Here is a 14890-nt window from a genome sequence, read left to right as displayed (position 1 = left end):
TGCGATTACTCCATCATTTTTTCAATTGGTAGTACCAGAATTGAGCTCGCACCCAGTTCCTTTAGCTGTTCCATGGTTTCCCAGAACAGGTTTTCAGTACTTACCAAATGAACCGCAACTTTTTGCTTGTCAGCAGACAGAGGTAATACCGTTGGGTCTTCTGCGCCAGGAAGTAGAGCTTTGATTTGGTCTAGCTTCTCAGCTGGTGCGTGTAGCATGATGTACTTAGACTCTTTTGCTTGCTGTACGCCTTGCATACGAGTCAGAAGTTTTTCGATTAGCGCTACTTTATCCGCATCAAATTCGCCGGTGCGTTGAATCAGTGTCGCTTTTGATTTGAAGATGATTTCTGCTTCTTTAAGGCCGTTCGCTTCCAACGTCGCACCAGTAGAGACTAAGTCAGCGATCGCATCAGCAAGACCAGCGCGAGGTGCTACTTCTACAGAGCCTGTCAGCATACATGTTGAGAAAGGAACGCCCGCTTCATCCATGTAAGCTTTTAGCAGTTGCGGGTATGTGGTTGCGATACGTTTGCCCGCTAGATCTTGAGGACCGTTGTACTCCTCGTCTTTGTCGATTGCGATAGACAAACGGCAACCGCCGAAATCAAGACGACGAAGTTGAACAAATTCACATGGCTCGCCGAGCGCTTTACGATCTAGACGAACTTCTTCCAGTTCATTTTCACCGATAAAGCCAAGGTCAACTACGCCATCCATAATCAGACCAGGGATGTCGTCGTCACGAACCAAAAGCAAATCAATTGGCATGTTCTCAGAGTGAACCACTAGGCGCTCACCCATTACGTTGAATTTCACACCACACTTTTTCAGTAGAGCTTGGCTCTCTTTACTTAGGCGGCCTTTTTTCTGAATTGCGATTCTTAAGCGTTGTGTCTGCATTACTTTATCCCTGTGCAAATTCGATAATTTGAATATTTTATAAACCAGTAAAACTAAAAAACCCTCGAGAGATGTTGGTCTCCCGAGGGTTTGAAATCTGTTTTCACTTTGATTTTCACCTCCGGGAGTTTCCTATCTCCCGGGTATGCGTACATCTCCCGAAAGACTAGGCTGGGTGATGATGGTGATGAATGTTCATTACAAAATTACGCATACTTATTTAAGGCTCGATTGTGTTGCTTCGTTAAAGACCACACTAACCAAGGATTAATTTTTTTTCAACAACGAATTTGCACTTTTCCTAATATTTTTATTATCCAATTGATTTTATTCATTTTAATTTTCATTTCAATCATCAAAAATGCATCAAACAAACTCATTTATGCCATCAATTTGTTATAAAAAAATGGTGTAGTACTAAATCTTCTAAAAACAACCGTTTAAAATCCTTCAAATAACACTATTGAGGCTTTTCTCAATAGTGTTACACGTTGCTCAATTTTGAGACTATGTTCGTTACTAAACTTTGTGTGGGGCATAAAAGTGAAGAACAATGAAAGAGCAAAAATGCGAAGCTACGTTACATAGACGTTCTTTGGATGCAGATCCGTTACTTCCTCTTATTGGGACTAGTACCTGCATCAATGAACTACGTAACAAAATCAAAAAATACGCGCAATGCGACGCGGAAGTTCTCATCCAAGGTGAAACTGGAGTGGGCAAAGGTATGTGCGCTCGAATCATTCACGAGCTTTCCAGCCGACATACAGCCCCATTTGTTGAAGTTAACTGCGGAGCAATCCCTAGTGGACTTATCGCATCAGAACTCTTCGGGCATGAGAAAGGGGCGTTTACGGGTGCAATTTCGGATCGAATTGGCTTCATTCAAAAAGCGAACAAGGGGACTCTGTTTCTCGACGAAATCGGCGACATGCCACCAGATTTACAAATACATTTACTTCATTTTTTAGAGAGTAAACAAATTCACAAAGTGGGCGCAGATAAAATCATTGATGTTGATTGCCGAGTTATTGCAGCCAGTCATGTGGATTTAAAAAGTGAGGTAATACAAGGAGGGTTCCGAGAGGATCTATTTTACCGACTGAACATACTACCGCTTACTATTCCCCCACTTCGAAAACGCGGACAAGACACGCTAATGCTTTCAGAGCACTTTTTAGAAATGCTATCCAATGGCAAAGTTCAAAGTATGTCATCAGGAGTGCAAAAAAAATTACTGAAACATAAATGGCCGGGCAATGTAAGAGAGCTTCGCAACGTCATTCAAAGAGCCATTGTAATGTGTGAAGACAACACACTTCATATCGCCGATCTCGGCTTAGATAATAGCGAACGACAAATCCTTCCTTCTGTCGAACAAATTGACTTAGATTACTTACTAAAAGCAATCGAGGACAACAAGCACAACATGAGTGCCGCGGCGAGACATTTAGGTATTTCTCGAACCACACTCTACCGTCTAATCAAGAAATATAACCTGCCCATCTGACAAACCTACATGGTGTTAAATTTCGTTAGAACTGTAACGTAACACTGTGTAACAGGTGAATTGTTAATTATCATAGAGTTAGCTCATCGCGTTAAAACCTCAAATTAAAGTTCCTTATAATTCATAAAGTTAAAATAGGCACACCCTTTGCTTAAGTTAATGTGAACTTAATAGATTATCCCCAAAACGCGATTTGCCCCCCTCACCATAAATCGCGTATAAAAAAAGCTCCGCTAGCAATAGCGGAGCTTCCTCTTTTATACGCTTAATAAAGCTAACTACGCGCTCTGGCAGGATGCCATTTTAGACTTCGATAGCCATGACAGAATCGCACAAACGATAACGAATGTAATCGACGCTGCGATGAAAGAAAACGCAATTGAAGCTGTCATACCAAGTGCAATAAAGCCCACGCATGAAACAAGCGCGACTGATAATGCATAAGGTAACTGTGTTGATACGTGATCGATGTGGTTACAACGTGCACCAGTCGATGACAAGATCGTCGTATCTGAGATTGGTGAACAGTGGTCACCGAATACCGCACCAGCAAGAACCGCACTTAGCATCGGTAGCATTAGCGCTACGTCTGTTGCGCCAGCCATGTCACCCGCGATTGGTAGCATGATGCCAAACGTACCCCATGAAGTACCTGTTGAGAACGCCATTAGGCCAGACAACAAGAATAGGATAACTGGTAGCCAGTGCGGGTTAATGTTGCCTTGTGCCATTGTTGATAGGTAAGAACCTGTCTTCATGTCACCGATAACAGAACCGATAGTCCAAGCAAACACTAGGATTAGGATTGCACCGAACATAGATTTAGCTCCAATCCAAAGCGTACGAGCAATCTCTACCATTGGTATGCCTTGCTTAATTACAGTGAACAATGCCACTGCAAGACCAAGCAAACTACCGTAAATAAGAGAAGTACCAACATCTGTATTCTCAAACGCACCTAGAAGCGCAAATTCTTTACCATCTGCCGCTAGTGCTTGACCACCGGTGTAAAGCATCGAAGCGATCGTAGCAATGATAAGCGTAACAATTGGAAGTACTAGGTCAGAAACCTTGCCCTTCTCGCTTTCGCGAATATCTAGCTCTTCGTTAAGCTCATGCGCTTCTTGAGTATCGTTTTCTTTATCTTTGTCAAAACCGCGACCTTGAGAAGCTGCGATTTCGTGCTCACGCATCTTACCAATGTCTAGACCAAACCACGCCACTGCAAATACCATTAGTAGAGCAAATACTGCGTAGAAGTTCATAGGAATAAGACGAACGTAAGCACCAAGAGCAGAGTACTCAGTGATACCGTGTGACACCAAGATACCGCCGATAATAGTAATGATGTAAGCACCCCAGCTAGAAGCAGGCATGATCACACACATTGGTGCAGCAGTTGAGTCAAGGATGTACGCAAGTTTAGCGCGAGACACATAGAAACGGTCTGTCACTGGGCGAGAGATCGCACCAACAGCAAGACTGTTAAAGTAATCGTCGACAAAAATGAACACGCCAAGGAAGGCTGCAAGAAGTTTAGAGCCGCGTTTACTTTTCACTCGTGTTTGCGCCCACTCAGCGAAAGCTCGAGTACCACCAGAAAGTGTTAACAGCGCAGTGGTCATTCCCAATAGGATAAGGAAGCCAACAATACTCATGTTCCAAGTATTGATACCACCATCTTCAATAAAGACAGAAGAAACTTGAGAACTTACATAACCTATCGTGTTACCGATAGACCAATCGTTAAGTAGAACCGCACCAAGTACGATACCTACACCAAGAGAAACTAAAACACGTCGAGTTAGAATCGCCAACGTCAGCGCGACAATAGGCGGTAATAACGAAACAGGAGAATGTGCAAAATCTATTAAATTCATGATCTTCAAAAACCAAAGTTTGGCTAGAGATCTACTGCAGACAAGTCACGTAGCATACGATACGTGCTCATGTTGAACTTAGCGACAGGGAAGCGAACACTTCACCCAACCCTACAGTAGCGCTCCATAGTTTAATGTAAATATACTATGGCAGTGTTGTTCCTTTCAGAGACAACCCCAGCAAGTGGTTTCGATAGGCCACTTACTTCGGCAATCTTCGCCTTCCACTATTATTCATTGGCATCACCCCAATAATAGCTACTCTTCGAGACTGCACCTCTACGGCAATAACAAACTTTTAACTGCTAATTGTACAAATTAGCAACAAATTGTCTGCAATATTGCATCAGGTGACAGTCATTGTACCTATGAAGCATCCCAATGCAACACATCAAACTAAATTAAATGAATAAATAATCGAGCTTTTGATTTATAAATGAAATGTGATCCAATCATACATTGTGCAACTGCAATCGCTTCAACCTTGATGTTTATGAAACTTTATTACTACTATTAAATTCGCCATAGTTTTACGTGCAACAATAAATGAAAGAAATATGACGATACGAACATTCGATAGCTCGTCCTTTTCTGTCAGAAAAATGGAAATTTAATTCAAGCTATAAATAAACATGATGGTGATCGAGAAAAAGACAGTATCTATAAAGTAAAAAGTGTTAGAAATGGCTAATTAGATTTCAATTTGATTAATTAATATTGTTGATTACCGAAAAAACTAAAGAAATTTAATCTAAATCATGAATTAGCATTTGCACATATGAGAAAGATAAAGTTAAATATAAGGACTCTATGTTTTAATTCTAGTTTCGCATTTAATTTATCGTCTCGATAAGCAATGTCGAACCTTTTAACCTATTAATAGGAATCGTTATGTCAGAGCTGACTAAAACACTTCTAAATATCCGTAGCCTTCGTGCATTTTCTCGTGAGCTGACTCTAGAACAGTTAGAAGAAGCTCTAGATAAACTAACTATCGTTGTTGAAGAGCGTAAAGAAGCAGAAGAAGCAGACCGCGCAGCACAAGCTGAGCAAGAAGCAAAACTAGCTGCTATCGCTGAGCAAATCGCTCAAGACGGTATCGACGTTGAAGCACTAATTAGCGCACTTGCTGGTGAAACAAAAACTAAAGCAAAATCTAAACGCGCTCCTCGCCCTGCTAAATACAAATACACTGACGTTAGCGGCGAAGAAAAAACTTGGACAGGTCAAGGTCGTACACCTTCTGCAATCCAAGAGCAACTTGATGCAGGTAAATCTCTAGACGATTTCCTAATCTAATAAAAGATTTATGAATTTTAAAAAGGTTCCCAATGGGAACCTTTTTATTTATCTATAAATAGATACAAAAATGGCGCATTCGAAATGCGCCATTTTTTCACTTATGTGCAAAGTTGGGTAATTCAACAGAATGAATTAACGTTCCCAGTATGCCTCTTCCAAGCTATCTTCACGCTCAGGAAGACCACGTGAAAGACGCGGAGAATGCTGCACTAACACTTCGTAACTTGCGCGGTTCGCGTATTTACAAACTTGAGAGAACGAAGAATAAGTTAAATACTCATTGCTGTGCTTACTTGAGTTAGGCACATTTTCTTTGTGGTATTTATTTGCTGCCATATCGTGAAGAACCGCAGACAATGCCGCATCACCTGCGCCATTGGTGTTCTTAATTTTTTCAGGGCCACCCATGTATGGAGAGATATGTGAATATACTTTAATTGCATTTTCACATGAGTCTTTCTTCGCTGGACGGCTAAATTCGAAACGGTTAAATTCAGCAATAGAACCAGGAAGCAGTGGCAATGAAGTTTCACGCTTAGCGCTTTCTTCAGTGTAACCCGCCATAAACAGGCCTACAGGACCAGCAGTACAAAGAACCAGATCAGCCCACTCAAGCGTCTTATCTGAAGCAGCTAGAGGATCAGACTCACCCGTTAATGCTTCTGCTTCGTCTTCGTTCATTGCAACAACAGAAACATTGTCACGAATGAATTCTTGCCAGAATGTTGGATCATCTTGAATAACGAATTTAGTACCTAGCGTTAATACAACTGGTACATCATGTTTCTTCGCGTATTCAATAGCACGCATCGTTGCTTCCGGCATTGGGTCGCCTTCTTTACAACGAACTAGGTATGCAGTAAGAACTAGAGCAGATGCGCTCTTGAAGATCTTCTCAGGGATATTGTCTGGGTGAAGTTGGTTCATTTGACCTTCGCTGATTGCGAAAGTACGTTCACCATCTTCGGTAATCAGAGCAAAACAACGACCGATTGCACCATCAACGCCTTGTAGGTAGTTCAGGTCCATACGGCTAGATGTGTTACATAGGTAGCGGTAACCGTAGCTGCCGATTTTGATATCTTGGCTCATTACGCCCAGAAGTGTTGAACGGTCATCGGCCAGCACTGAGTAGTTGTGCAGCGTATTACCGATCGTACCACCTGCATACTCATTGGTAATAAGGCATTCTGCTTTTAGCTGTTGGTACAAAGCTTCTGCTGTAGCGTCATCAATAACCAACGAGTGTCCTTTACTCAAACCGTACTTTTCAATCACATCCGTTGTCACTTTCGCTTCAATATCAACCAGCGTTTGATCAATGCCGATGATGTGAGTGCGCGTCATCTTTTTGCTTTCTTGTGCTTGGCTCACCAATGGGTCACGAGCATGAACAGGAAAATAGTGCTTGGATTTGCGTTGTCCAGGAAATTTCATATTGTTAGTCTGAGTAAGGGATGAAAAGGAGAACGGATTCTATACCGCCGTTATTAAAGCAGCAATAAAGGCAATTATAGCAAACGTTTGCAGTCTGCTTTTTTCTTTCAATCGGCCTATTCGCCTTCCATGAAACCCAAATCTGGTAATTGATCAAGGTGCTCGCTGTAGCGTTTAAGATTGAATTCACCTTCGTTTTTCATCACGTCGAAAATCTCAATCGACATTGCGCATGCCATCATCGCAACCGCATCTTCACGCGGTGTACCCGTCATCATTAAACGCATCAGGGTTTCTTTTACTTTGAGCGGATTGCCATCTTCTAGCTGATTTTCAACAATTTCAATCAACTCACTTTCTTGCATAAATTGGTTTTCTTCAGTCATTTGCTTTTTCCTCTTGGATTTTTGCCAACTATGCCATATATAACCCTTCTATACTTATCGAATTTAACCCTCACCTTCGCATTTGGATAAATTTAAGCCAAAATCGAAGTGTGATTTCGATCTCGGATCTGTCACCGGTCAGTGGATTCTGGTAGAATCTGCGTCCCGTTAATTTTAGTGGTGTTTAGTAATGTCTGATAACAGCCAAAAGAAAGTCATCGTCGGTATGTCCGGCGGCGTTGATTCATCTGTTTCTGCGTATCTTCTAAAGCAACAAGGCTACCAAGTAGAAGGCCTGTTCATGAAGAACTGGGAAGAAGATGACAACGAAGAGTATTGTACAGCAGCAGAAGATCTTGCTGATGCTCAGGCAGTATGTGACAAGCTGGGCATTCACCTACACACCATCAACTTTGCTGCTGAATACTGGGATAACGTATTTGAGTACTTCCTTGCAGAATACAAAGCAGGTCGTACACCAAACCCAGACATTCTTTGTAACAAAGAAATCAAGTTCAAAGCATTCCTAGAGTTCGCTGATGAAGTGCTTGATGCGGATTACATTGCAATGGGCCACTACGTGCGTCGTTCTTTCCCTGAAAACGGTGAAAAACCACAAATGCTACGTGGTCTAGATGGCAACAAAGATCAAAGCTACTTCCTGTACACATTAAGCAACGAGCAAATCGCACGTAGCCTATTCCCTGTTGGTGATCTAGAAAAGCCAGAAGTACGCCGCATTGCGGAAGAGCAAGATCTAATCACGGCGAAGAAGAAAGACTCTACGGGTATTTGTTTCATCGGCGAGCGCAAGTTTACAGAATTCCTAGGTCGCTACCTTCCAGCTCAACCAGGTAACATCGAAACACCAGAGGGCGAAGTGATTGGTCAACATCAAGGTCTGATGTACCACACACTTGGTCAGCGTAAAGGTCTACATATCGGTGGCCGTAAAGGCGGCGGTGGTAACGAAGACCCATGGTTCGTTGGTGAGAAAGATCTAGAACGTAACGTTTTGATTGCCGTTCAAGGTAAAGACCATCCAATGTTGAAATCAGAAGGTCTACTTGCATCACAACTTCACTGGGTAGATCGTGAGCCAATTCGCGATGTTATGAAGTGCACAGTGAAAACTCGTTACCGTCAGGAAGATATTCCTTGTACAATCATCCCTATCGATGATGAAAACATTAAAGTGATCTTTGACGAGCCACAAATTGCTGTAACTCCAGGTCAATCAGCAGTGTTCTACAAAGATGACGTGTGCCTAGGTGGCGGCATCATCGAGCAACGCATTAAATATTCTCAAGCTTAGGAGTCGTTACGTGGCGAATACACTTTATGACCGTACTATCGCTTTTGCAGGTATCTGCCAAGCTGTTGCCTTAGTTCAACAGGTAGCGAGAAACGGACATTGTGATCAAGATGCCTTTGAAACGTCAATTAACGCCATTTTGAATACTAGCCCAGCGAACACCATTGGTGTTTTCGGCCGCGAAGCCGACCTTAAGCTGGGTCTTGAATGCTTGGTGAAAGGGATTGATAGCACCCCATCGGGAAGTGAAGTCACTCGCTACATCATCAGCCTAATGGCATTAGAGCGCAAGCTATCGGGTCGTAACGATGCAATGTCACAACTTGGTGACCGCATTCAAATGGCTCAGCGTCAAACGGAACATTTTGAATTGCTAGATGATCAAATGATCAGCAACCTAGCAAGCATTTACTTGGATGTAGTCAGCCCTATTGGTCCTCGTATTCAAGTAACTGGTACTCCATCGGTACTGCAACAAACCTCTAACCAGCACAAAGTTCGTGCGCTGTTGTTATCGGGTATTCGTAGCGCAGTACTCTGGCGTCAAGTTGGCGGCAAGCGTCGCCACCTGATTTTCGGACGCAAGAAGATGGTAGAGCAAGCACAAATCCTTCTTGCTCGAATGTAATAAGGTATCAAGTAAGCAGCTCGCGTTTATCGCGAGCTCATTTTTTTCGACCAAAACAAATCTCGCGCAAACGTTTGCGCAACATTCGTGACAATTGCCACAGTTATTGGTATAAAGCTCACGAAATTTAGAAACCCAATTCAGGAGAACATCATGGAACTGTCAGCATTGACTGCTGTTTCACCAGTAGACGGCCGTTACGGAAGCAAGACAATTGCGTTACGCGAAATTTTCAGTGAATACGGTCTACTAAAATACCGTACTATCGTTGAAATCCGCTGGCTACAAAAGCTTGCTGCTACTGCTGAAATTGCAGAAGTGCCAGCGTTTAGCGCAGAAGCAAACCAATTCCTAGACGACCTTGCTGCAAACTTCTCTGAAGAAGATGCACGCCGTATCAAAGAGATCGAGCGTACAACTAACCACGACGTAAAAGCGGTTGAGTACTTCCTAAAAGAGAAAGTAGCAGACGTTCCTGAACTGCACGCAGTAAACGAGTTCTTCCACTTCGCATGTACTTCTGAAGACATCAACAACACATCACACGCACTAATGCTTAAAGAAGCTCGTGAGAACGTGATTCTTCCAGAAATCCGTAACCTAATCGACGCTATCAAAGCTCTAGCAGTGGAATACCGCGACATTCCTCTTCTATCTCGTACACACGGTCAGCCTGCTTCTCCATCTACTATGGGTAAAGAAATGGCAAACGTGGCGTACCGTATGGAGCGTCAATTCAAGCAAATCGAAAACGTTGAGATCCTAGCGAAAATCAACGGTGCAGTAGGTAACTACAACGCACACCTTTCTGCTTACCCAGAGCTAGATTGGCACAAGTTCTCTGAAGAGTTCATCACTGAGTCTCTAGGCGTAACTTGGAACCCTTACACAACTCAAATCGAACCACACGATTACATCGCTGAGCTGTTCGACGCTATCGCTCGTTTCAACACTATCCTGATTGACTTCGACCGTGACGTTTGGGGTTACATTGCACTAGGCCACTTCAAGCAAAAAACTATTGCTGGTGAGATCGGTTCTTCAACAATGCCTCACAAAGTTAACCCAATCGACTTTGAAAACTCAGAAGGTAACCTAGGTCTTGCGAACGCTGTATTCGGCCACCTAGCACAGAAACTGCCTATCTCTCGTTGGCAGCGTGACCTAACTGACTCAACAGTTCTACGTAACCTTGGTGTTGGTGTTGGCTACGCAATCATCGCTTACACTTCTACGCTTAAAGGCATCAGCAAGCTAGAAGTAAACCGTGAAGCGCTTCTTGCTGAACTAGACAAGAACTGGGAAGTACTAGCAGAGCCAGTACAAACAGTAATGCGTCGTTACGGCATCGAGAAGCCATACGAGAAGCTAAAAGAGCTAACTCGTGGTAAGCGTGTAGACGGCGAAGCAATGCGTAACTTCATCGACGGCCTTGAGCTTCCTGAGCACGAGAAAGCACGTCTGAAAGAGATGACACCAGCGAACTACATCGGTCAAGCAATCGAGCTGACAGATAAGCTGTAAGAAAATCGAGAATCGAGAATTGAGAATCGAGAATCGAGAATCGAGAATCGAGAATCGAGAATCGAGAATCGAGAATCGAGAATCGAGAATCGGATAATTTTGAGGGTTGACGTGAAAGCGTCAACCCTTTCTTTTTATGGGAACGGGCTTTGCCCTATGGAACACTAAGATTCGGGATAAAAGATAAAGCTCGGTTATATCCATTCAAGAGACAACCACAGCCAACACATCCCAAATTTAACTTCCCTTCACTGAAATACTAGTGCCCCACTCTCGACTCCTAGAGCCAATCGCTCCCGCATCTCGAAGCGCAGCGTTCCTAACTCTTTTACTGCCTCTGGAAGAAAAGAGTAATCGTCCCTACTTCAATGCCAAACTTCTTAATCTTGGTGAGATTAAATACGTGCATTTCATCTTGGCGGTAAAGCCAGTCGTCGAACGATACCGTGATAGTTGAATCATCCATCTTTAACTCGAAGTCGTATTGCCATTGCAGCGCATTACCCATCTCTTTGCCCGTGGCGACTCCAATAATGTCGTCCGCTTTACCTTGATAAGTACCGTCTTCGAGTTTAGTAATGACCCATATACGCTGGTCTAGCTCGCCATCATCAAATACAAAGTCTTCCACCAGCGTCAGTTCATTGCCTTCAACCGTGCCAACGATATCGACTTCAAATCGACGAGTTTGTTTCTCGGTGTAGTCCTGCACCATTCCCCATGCCTTGACGTCACCTTCGAAATAGCCAAACAGGTCAAAGGCTGGCGATGACGCTTGGTAATTATCAATGTCAGCAGAGCACGCGCTAAGAAGCGTTACCGCAGCAATCAAGGGGGCTTTGAGCATTCGTTTTAGTAATTTCACTACCTTACCTGCCCTATCAGTTGTTTACGAAGCTTGGGAAATTCTGTTTGTGGCGACAGCCAAATAGAAAGGAATGCATCATTGAGGCGCTCGTCCTTAACATAACCAATAGTCTGGTAAGGCTTGCTGCCTGCTTGGCGATAGATAAGCTGACCGTTTTTACCATCGGTGAGGTAGGTAAGCTCGTCGCCTTTCTTGATGTCCGGGAACATCGTGTTCAATTTGGAAATCCACTGCTGACGATAGGCCTGAGTAAATCCCAGTTTCTGCCATTGTTCATCAGTAACATCCAAGAGCTGCTCCTTGCTTATATCGCGCTGGTAGTTAATCTCCAACGCAAAAGGGTGTGGTGACACGTCACCAGACACTTGATATTGCCCGTCGGGCGTTTTTAAACGAGACTTGTAAATGTCAAAAATAAACCAAGTAAGTTGAGCTTCACCCACCGTCTGCCATTGTTGCCAACTGCTCGTGTCTGTTGTGATACTAGAACCCGCGACATTCTGAGCTTGCAAAGGCACCGCACAGAACAAGGAGGCGACCATTACACTGCTAGTCAGCTTCCGTTTCCAATTTCTCTTCAAGCTTTTCATTTCCGTACACCTTGAGTATCAACAGCATCATTGCGCACCATTCGACGAATAAGATCATGAGAGTAGTGCCAACGCTAAATCCAAATTCAACGGCTTGGAGTTTATAGCCAGCAAAGTAGCTCGCTGTCCCTCCGAGTCCGCCTACTATTGATACGTAGGTTTTTGGGAAACGGTACAAAATTGACTTAAGTTGATAGGCATACCAAGAAAACAAAACCCACAAGCATATTAACCAAACAGGCAGCCATGGGGTTGGAAAGACAAAGACAGAGAGTTGTTGATTGAGCGTATCAAGCACGAGCCCGACCATGACGATCACACCAATACTTTTGAGCGAAGATGCGTCGGTTTTTAGACAATATAGTAGGGTTGCCAAAGTAAGGAATAACGTCACCCATTGCCATTGATAGGTTCCAAGCACTGCAACAAACCAGCAGAGTTGGAACCATGTCGAAGCAAGAAATACCTTCATAACGAACTATGGGCGTTGAAACGTCATGTGAACGGCACTGATCGTGCGAGCCAAAAAGCCACCTTCACAGTAGCTCAAATAGTAGCGCCACATACGCACAAAGCGGTCGTCGTAGCCAAATGAGCGCACTTCACTCTCTGCTCGATTAAAACGTAGGTGCCATTCGTTCAGCGTCTTGGCGTAGTCCAGACCAATATCGAACAAATCTCGCGTCACTAAGTCACTGTACTTTGTTGTTGCTTGAGTGAGTGAGGTTACAGAAGGTAAAAAGCCACCAGGGAAAATGTACTTCTGGATAAAGTCGACATTATTACTGTAGTAATCATAACGTTGATCGGCAATCGTAATCGCTTGAATCGCCATCAAGCCACCAGACTTCAACAAAGACTCACAAACCTTAATGTACGAAGGCAGGAATTGTTTGCCAACGGCTTCAATCATTTCAATTGAAACAAGCTTGTCATACGTACCAGTTAGATTGCGGTAATCTTCTTTGAGTAGTGTGATTTTGTCTTCTAAGCCACGCTCTTTGATTTTCTGCTCCGCGTACGCGTGCTGCTCTTCAGAGATCGTTGTGGTGGTGACCTGACAACCGTATTGTTCGGCCATGTAAATCGCCATAGCGCCCCACCCAGTGCCAATTTCAACAACATGATCAGTAGGCTTCAGCTCAAGTTGCTGGCATAGACGATCCATTTTGTTGATTTGAGCCTGCTCTAGAGAGTCATCCGCATGATTGTAAAGCGCCGATGAGTACAACATATTGGTATCAAGGAACGCTTCATAAAGGTTGTTACCCAAATCGTAATGGGCATGGATGTTTTTACGCGAGTTCTCTTCAGAGTTTCTGTTTGACCAATGACTGAACTTGTACAGCAGCTTAGTAAGCCAACTGCCCTGCTCTTCCAGCTTGTCGAGCGCACGTAAGTTAAGCGCCATCAGCTTCATTAGAGCCGTCAAATCTGGACTGTCCCACCAGCCATCCATGTAAGCTTCGCCAGCAGCAATACTACCACCTTGCAATAGACGCGAGTAAAATCCAGGATGCTTCACTTCAATGGTCGCCGCCACAGGTTCACCATTGTAGTCCCCGTTCGGAGTTGAAAAGCGCTCACTGCGCTCCGTCGTCTCGGTCTTGAAGCTTTCAATCACCGTCAGACACCCAATTTCCATTTTTTGCAGACACTGGAAAAGAACTCCACGAGCCGCTTTTTGAGTCGTCGTTAATTCACGCGGCATTGCCATAGAAGTCGTATTTAACATGCAGAGTTCTCCTTGTGCTTATTATTCTTTTCTTCTTTACTCACTTGTTCAGATTCCGTCGTTTCAGGTTGAGCGTATTTAGGATGTGAGTAAAACGGCGCGCCTTTAAGCCATAATTTGAGAGCGTGCCAATAGATACCAACCATTACTTTTACCGTTTGAATTGGCGTAACGATCAAGCATTTCAATAAGGTTTTGCTTGAAAGCGGTTTGGCTTTCATTGCCATCGTGGCATCGAAGTGTTTTTCCCCTTTGTGGCATTCAAGATGAATGTTCAACTTGTCTGTCAGAGGTTTAACTTTCCAACGATAGAGTTGGTCAACTGGATTAAATGGTGAAACGTGGAACGCTTTGTCTTGCTCCCAACCATATTCCTTGTCTTCTTTGTCTGCCGATACGGCGTAATAATGTCGTTCATTCCAAGGGGTATTACTCACCTCTGCTAGGAGGTATTTCCATTCACCTTCCTCGTTATAAACGTAGTAGAAATTAACTGGACTGAAATACAGCCCTAAATATCTCAGGTGACAAACTGCGACGACTTTGCCAGTACAGCGAACACCAGTCAGCTCTTCAACTTTGTTCTGCACTGCCGACTTAACGCTACCTTCGCCGATGTAATCACTGCGCTTGAAGCGTGCCCAATGCCACCACCGCGAACCAAAGCCCCATACTTTTTTCTCTAAAGCATCAAGCTCATCTACATCAATGGCAGGCATAAACAATGAGTAGTTCAACTCATGATTCACAGGCGTAAATCGACGGTGGCGAACGTTTCCTATAAACAGTCGGCTGTTCATCTGGCTATCCATA

14 protein-coding genes, 1 riboswitch and 1 other annotated feature are annotated in these 14890 nt (G+C 43.7%); of the genes, 5 read left to right on the top strand and 9 right to left on the bottom strand.

What is annotated here, in order from left to right:
- Positions 1-5: 5 nt before the first annotated feature.
- The gene (gene hisG, locus VCHENC03_RS14560) at positions 6-902 is read right to left on the bottom strand and encodes an ATP phosphoribosyltransferase (protein WP_009705756.1); all 897 of its coding nucleotides are present in this window, start codon (positions 900-902) and stop codon (positions 6-8) included.
- A gap of 52 nt (positions 903-954) precedes the next feature.
- Positions 955-1093, bottom strand: a sequence feature (His leader region).
- A 362-nt stretch (positions 1094-1455) separates the two neighbouring features.
- Here hisG and txr point away from each other — a divergent pair.
- A complete protein-coding gene (gene txr / locus VCHENC03_RS14565; RefSeq protein WP_009705755.1) occupies positions 1456-2412 on the top strand; it encodes a putative sigma-54-dependent transcription factor Txr in 957 nt (318 codons plus the stop codon).
- A gap of 278 nt (positions 2413-2690) precedes the next feature.
- On the opposite strand, the gene tet(35) is transcribed toward txr, so the two are convergent.
- Positions 2691-4292 (bottom strand): tetracycline efflux Na+/H+ antiporter family transporter Tet(35), encoded by a 1602-nt coding sequence (gene tet(35) / locus VCHENC03_RS14570; protein WP_009705754.1) that lies wholly within the window; start codon positions 4290-4292, stop codon positions 2691-2693.
- Positions 4293-4401: 109 nt separating this feature from the next.
- Positions 4402-4582: riboswitch (Lysine riboswitch) on the bottom strand.
- 601 nt (positions 4583-5183) lie between these two features.
- Between tet(35) and VCHENC03_RS14575 the strand changes: the two genes are divergently transcribed.
- Entirely contained in the window at positions 5184-5591 is a 408-nt protein-coding gene (locus tag VCHENC03_RS14575) for an H-NS family histone-like protein (protein ID WP_005437211.1), read from the top strand.
- Between the two features lie 135 nt (positions 5592-5726).
- On the opposite strand, the gene VCHENC03_RS14580 is transcribed toward VCHENC03_RS14575, so the two are convergent.
- Positions 5727-7031 (bottom strand): inosine/guanosine kinase, encoded by a 1305-nt coding sequence (locus VCHENC03_RS14580; protein ID WP_009705753.1) that lies wholly within the window; start codon positions 7029-7031, stop codon positions 5727-5729.
- Between the two features lie 116 nt (positions 7032-7147).
- Positions 7148-7417, bottom strand: coding sequence for a hypothetical protein (locus VCHENC03_RS14585; protein ID WP_005437209.1), 270 nt, complete (start codon positions 7415-7417; stop codon positions 7148-7150).
- A 190-nt stretch (positions 7418-7607) separates the two neighbouring features.
- Between VCHENC03_RS14585 and mnmA the strand changes: the two genes are divergently transcribed.
- The 3 genes from mnmA (at position 7608) to purB (ending at position 10884) form a co-directional block, all read left to right on the top strand.
- Positions 7608-8732, top strand: a complete 1125-nt coding sequence (gene mnmA / locus VCHENC03_RS14590) for a tRNA 2-thiouridine(34) synthase MnmA (RefSeq protein ID WP_009705752.1) — start codon at positions 7608-7610, stop codon at positions 8730-8732.
- A 10-nt stretch (positions 8733-8742) separates the two neighbouring features.
- Positions 8743-9360, top strand: a complete 618-nt coding sequence (hflD, locus tag VCHENC03_RS14595) for a high frequency lysogenization protein HflD (RefSeq protein ID WP_005437207.1) — start codon at positions 8743-8745, stop codon at positions 9358-9360.
- A gap of 153 nt (positions 9361-9513) precedes the next feature.
- Positions 9514-10884 (top strand): adenylosuccinate lyase, encoded by a 1371-nt coding sequence (purB, locus tag VCHENC03_RS14600; RefSeq protein ID WP_005378198.1) that lies wholly within the window; start codon positions 9514-9516, stop codon positions 10882-10884.
- 328 nt (positions 10885-11212) lie between these two features.
- Here the strand turns inward: purB and VCHENC03_RS14605 are convergent, their stop codons facing one another.
- The 5 genes from VCHENC03_RS14605 to VCHENC03_RS14615 are packed head-to-tail and all read right to left on the bottom strand — an operon-like array spanning position 11213 to position 14889.
- Positions 11213-11731, bottom strand: a complete 519-nt coding sequence (locus VCHENC03_RS14605; protein ID WP_032802674.1) for a DUF3833 domain-containing protein — start codon at positions 11729-11731, stop codon at positions 11213-11215.
- 17 nt (positions 11732-11748) lie between these two features.
- Positions 11749-12342, bottom strand: coding sequence for a chalcone isomerase family protein (locus VCHENC03_RS0125745; protein ID WP_032802673.1), 594 nt, complete (start codon positions 12340-12342; stop codon positions 11749-11751).
- Positions 12302-12814 carry a DUF2878 domain-containing protein gene (locus VCHENC03_RS0125740; RefSeq protein WP_032802671.1) on the bottom strand — a complete coding sequence of 171 codons (513 nt, stop codon included), beginning with the start codon at positions 12812-12814 and terminating at the stop codon, positions 12302-12304. The genes VCHENC03_RS0125745 and VCHENC03_RS0125740 overlap by 41 nt, the downstream gene beginning before the upstream one ends.
- Before the next feature lie 6 nt (positions 12815-12820).
- Positions 12821-14077, bottom strand: a complete 1257-nt coding sequence (locus VCHENC03_RS14610; RefSeq protein WP_005437202.1) for an SAM-dependent methyltransferase — start codon at positions 14075-14077, stop codon at positions 12821-12823.
- A complete protein-coding gene (locus VCHENC03_RS14615) occupies positions 14071-14889 on the bottom strand; it encodes a DUF1365 domain-containing protein (protein WP_005437201.1) in 819 nt (272 codons plus the stop codon). Before VCHENC03_RS14615 ends, VCHENC03_RS14610 begins: the two co-directional genes overlap by 7 nt.
- Position 14890 lies beyond the last annotated feature (1 nt).

Origin of the sequence: Vibrio sp. HENC-03, assembly GCF_000305755.2 — a bacterium.
In the GTDB taxonomy this organism is placed as follows: domain Bacteria; phylum Pseudomonadota; class Gammaproteobacteria; order Enterobacterales; family Vibrionaceae; genus Vibrio; species Vibrio owensii.
This window is presented reverse-complemented; position numbering and strand designations above follow the sequence as displayed.

Excerpts from the sequence above, each read along its gene's own strand:
- purB (WP_005378198.1), top strand. The coding sequence starts at position 9,514 with ATGGAACTGTCAGCATTGACTGCTGTTTCACCAGTAGACGGCCGTTAC.
- mnmA (WP_009705752.1), top strand. The coding sequence starts at position 7,608 with ATGTCTGATAACAGCCAAAAGAAAGTCATCGTCGGTATGTCCGGCGGC.
- VCHENC03_RS14575 (WP_005437211.1), top strand. The coding sequence starts at position 5,184 with ATGTCAGAGCTGACTAAAACACTTCTAAATATCCGTAGCCTTCGTGCA.
- VCHENC03_RS14615 (WP_005437201.1), bottom strand. The coding sequence starts at position 14,889 with ATGGATAGCCAGATGAACAGCCGACTGTTTATAGGAAACGTTCGCCAC.
- VCHENC03_RS0125745 (WP_032802673.1), bottom strand. The coding sequence starts at position 12,342 with ATGAAAAGCTTGAAGAGAAATTGGAAACGGAAGCTGACTAGCAGTGTA.
- VCHENC03_RS14610 (WP_005437202.1), bottom strand. The coding sequence starts at position 14,077 with ATGTTAAATACGACTTCTATGGCAATGCCGCGTGAATTAACGACGACT.
- VCHENC03_RS14585 (WP_005437209.1), bottom strand. The coding sequence starts at position 7,417 with ATGACTGAAGAAAACCAATTTATGCAAGAAAGTGAGTTGATTGAAATT.
- txr (WP_009705755.1), top strand. The coding sequence starts at position 1,456 with ATGAAAGAGCAAAAATGCGAAGCTACGTTACATAGACGTTCTTTGGAT.
- VCHENC03_RS0125740 (WP_032802671.1), bottom strand. The coding sequence starts at position 12,814 with ATGAAGGTATTTCTTGCTTCGACATGGTTCCAACTCTGCTGGTTTGTT.
- VCHENC03_RS14580 (WP_009705753.1), bottom strand. The coding sequence starts at position 7,031 with ATGAAATTTCCTGGACAACGCAAATCCAAGCACTATTTTCCTGTTCAT.
- hisG (WP_009705756.1), bottom strand. The coding sequence starts at position 902 with ATGCAGACACAACGCTTAAGAATCGCAATTCAGAAAAAAGGCCGCCTA.
- VCHENC03_RS14605 (WP_032802674.1), bottom strand. The coding sequence starts at position 11,731 with ATGCTCAAAGCCCCCTTGATTGCTGCGGTAACGCTTCTTAGCGCGTGC.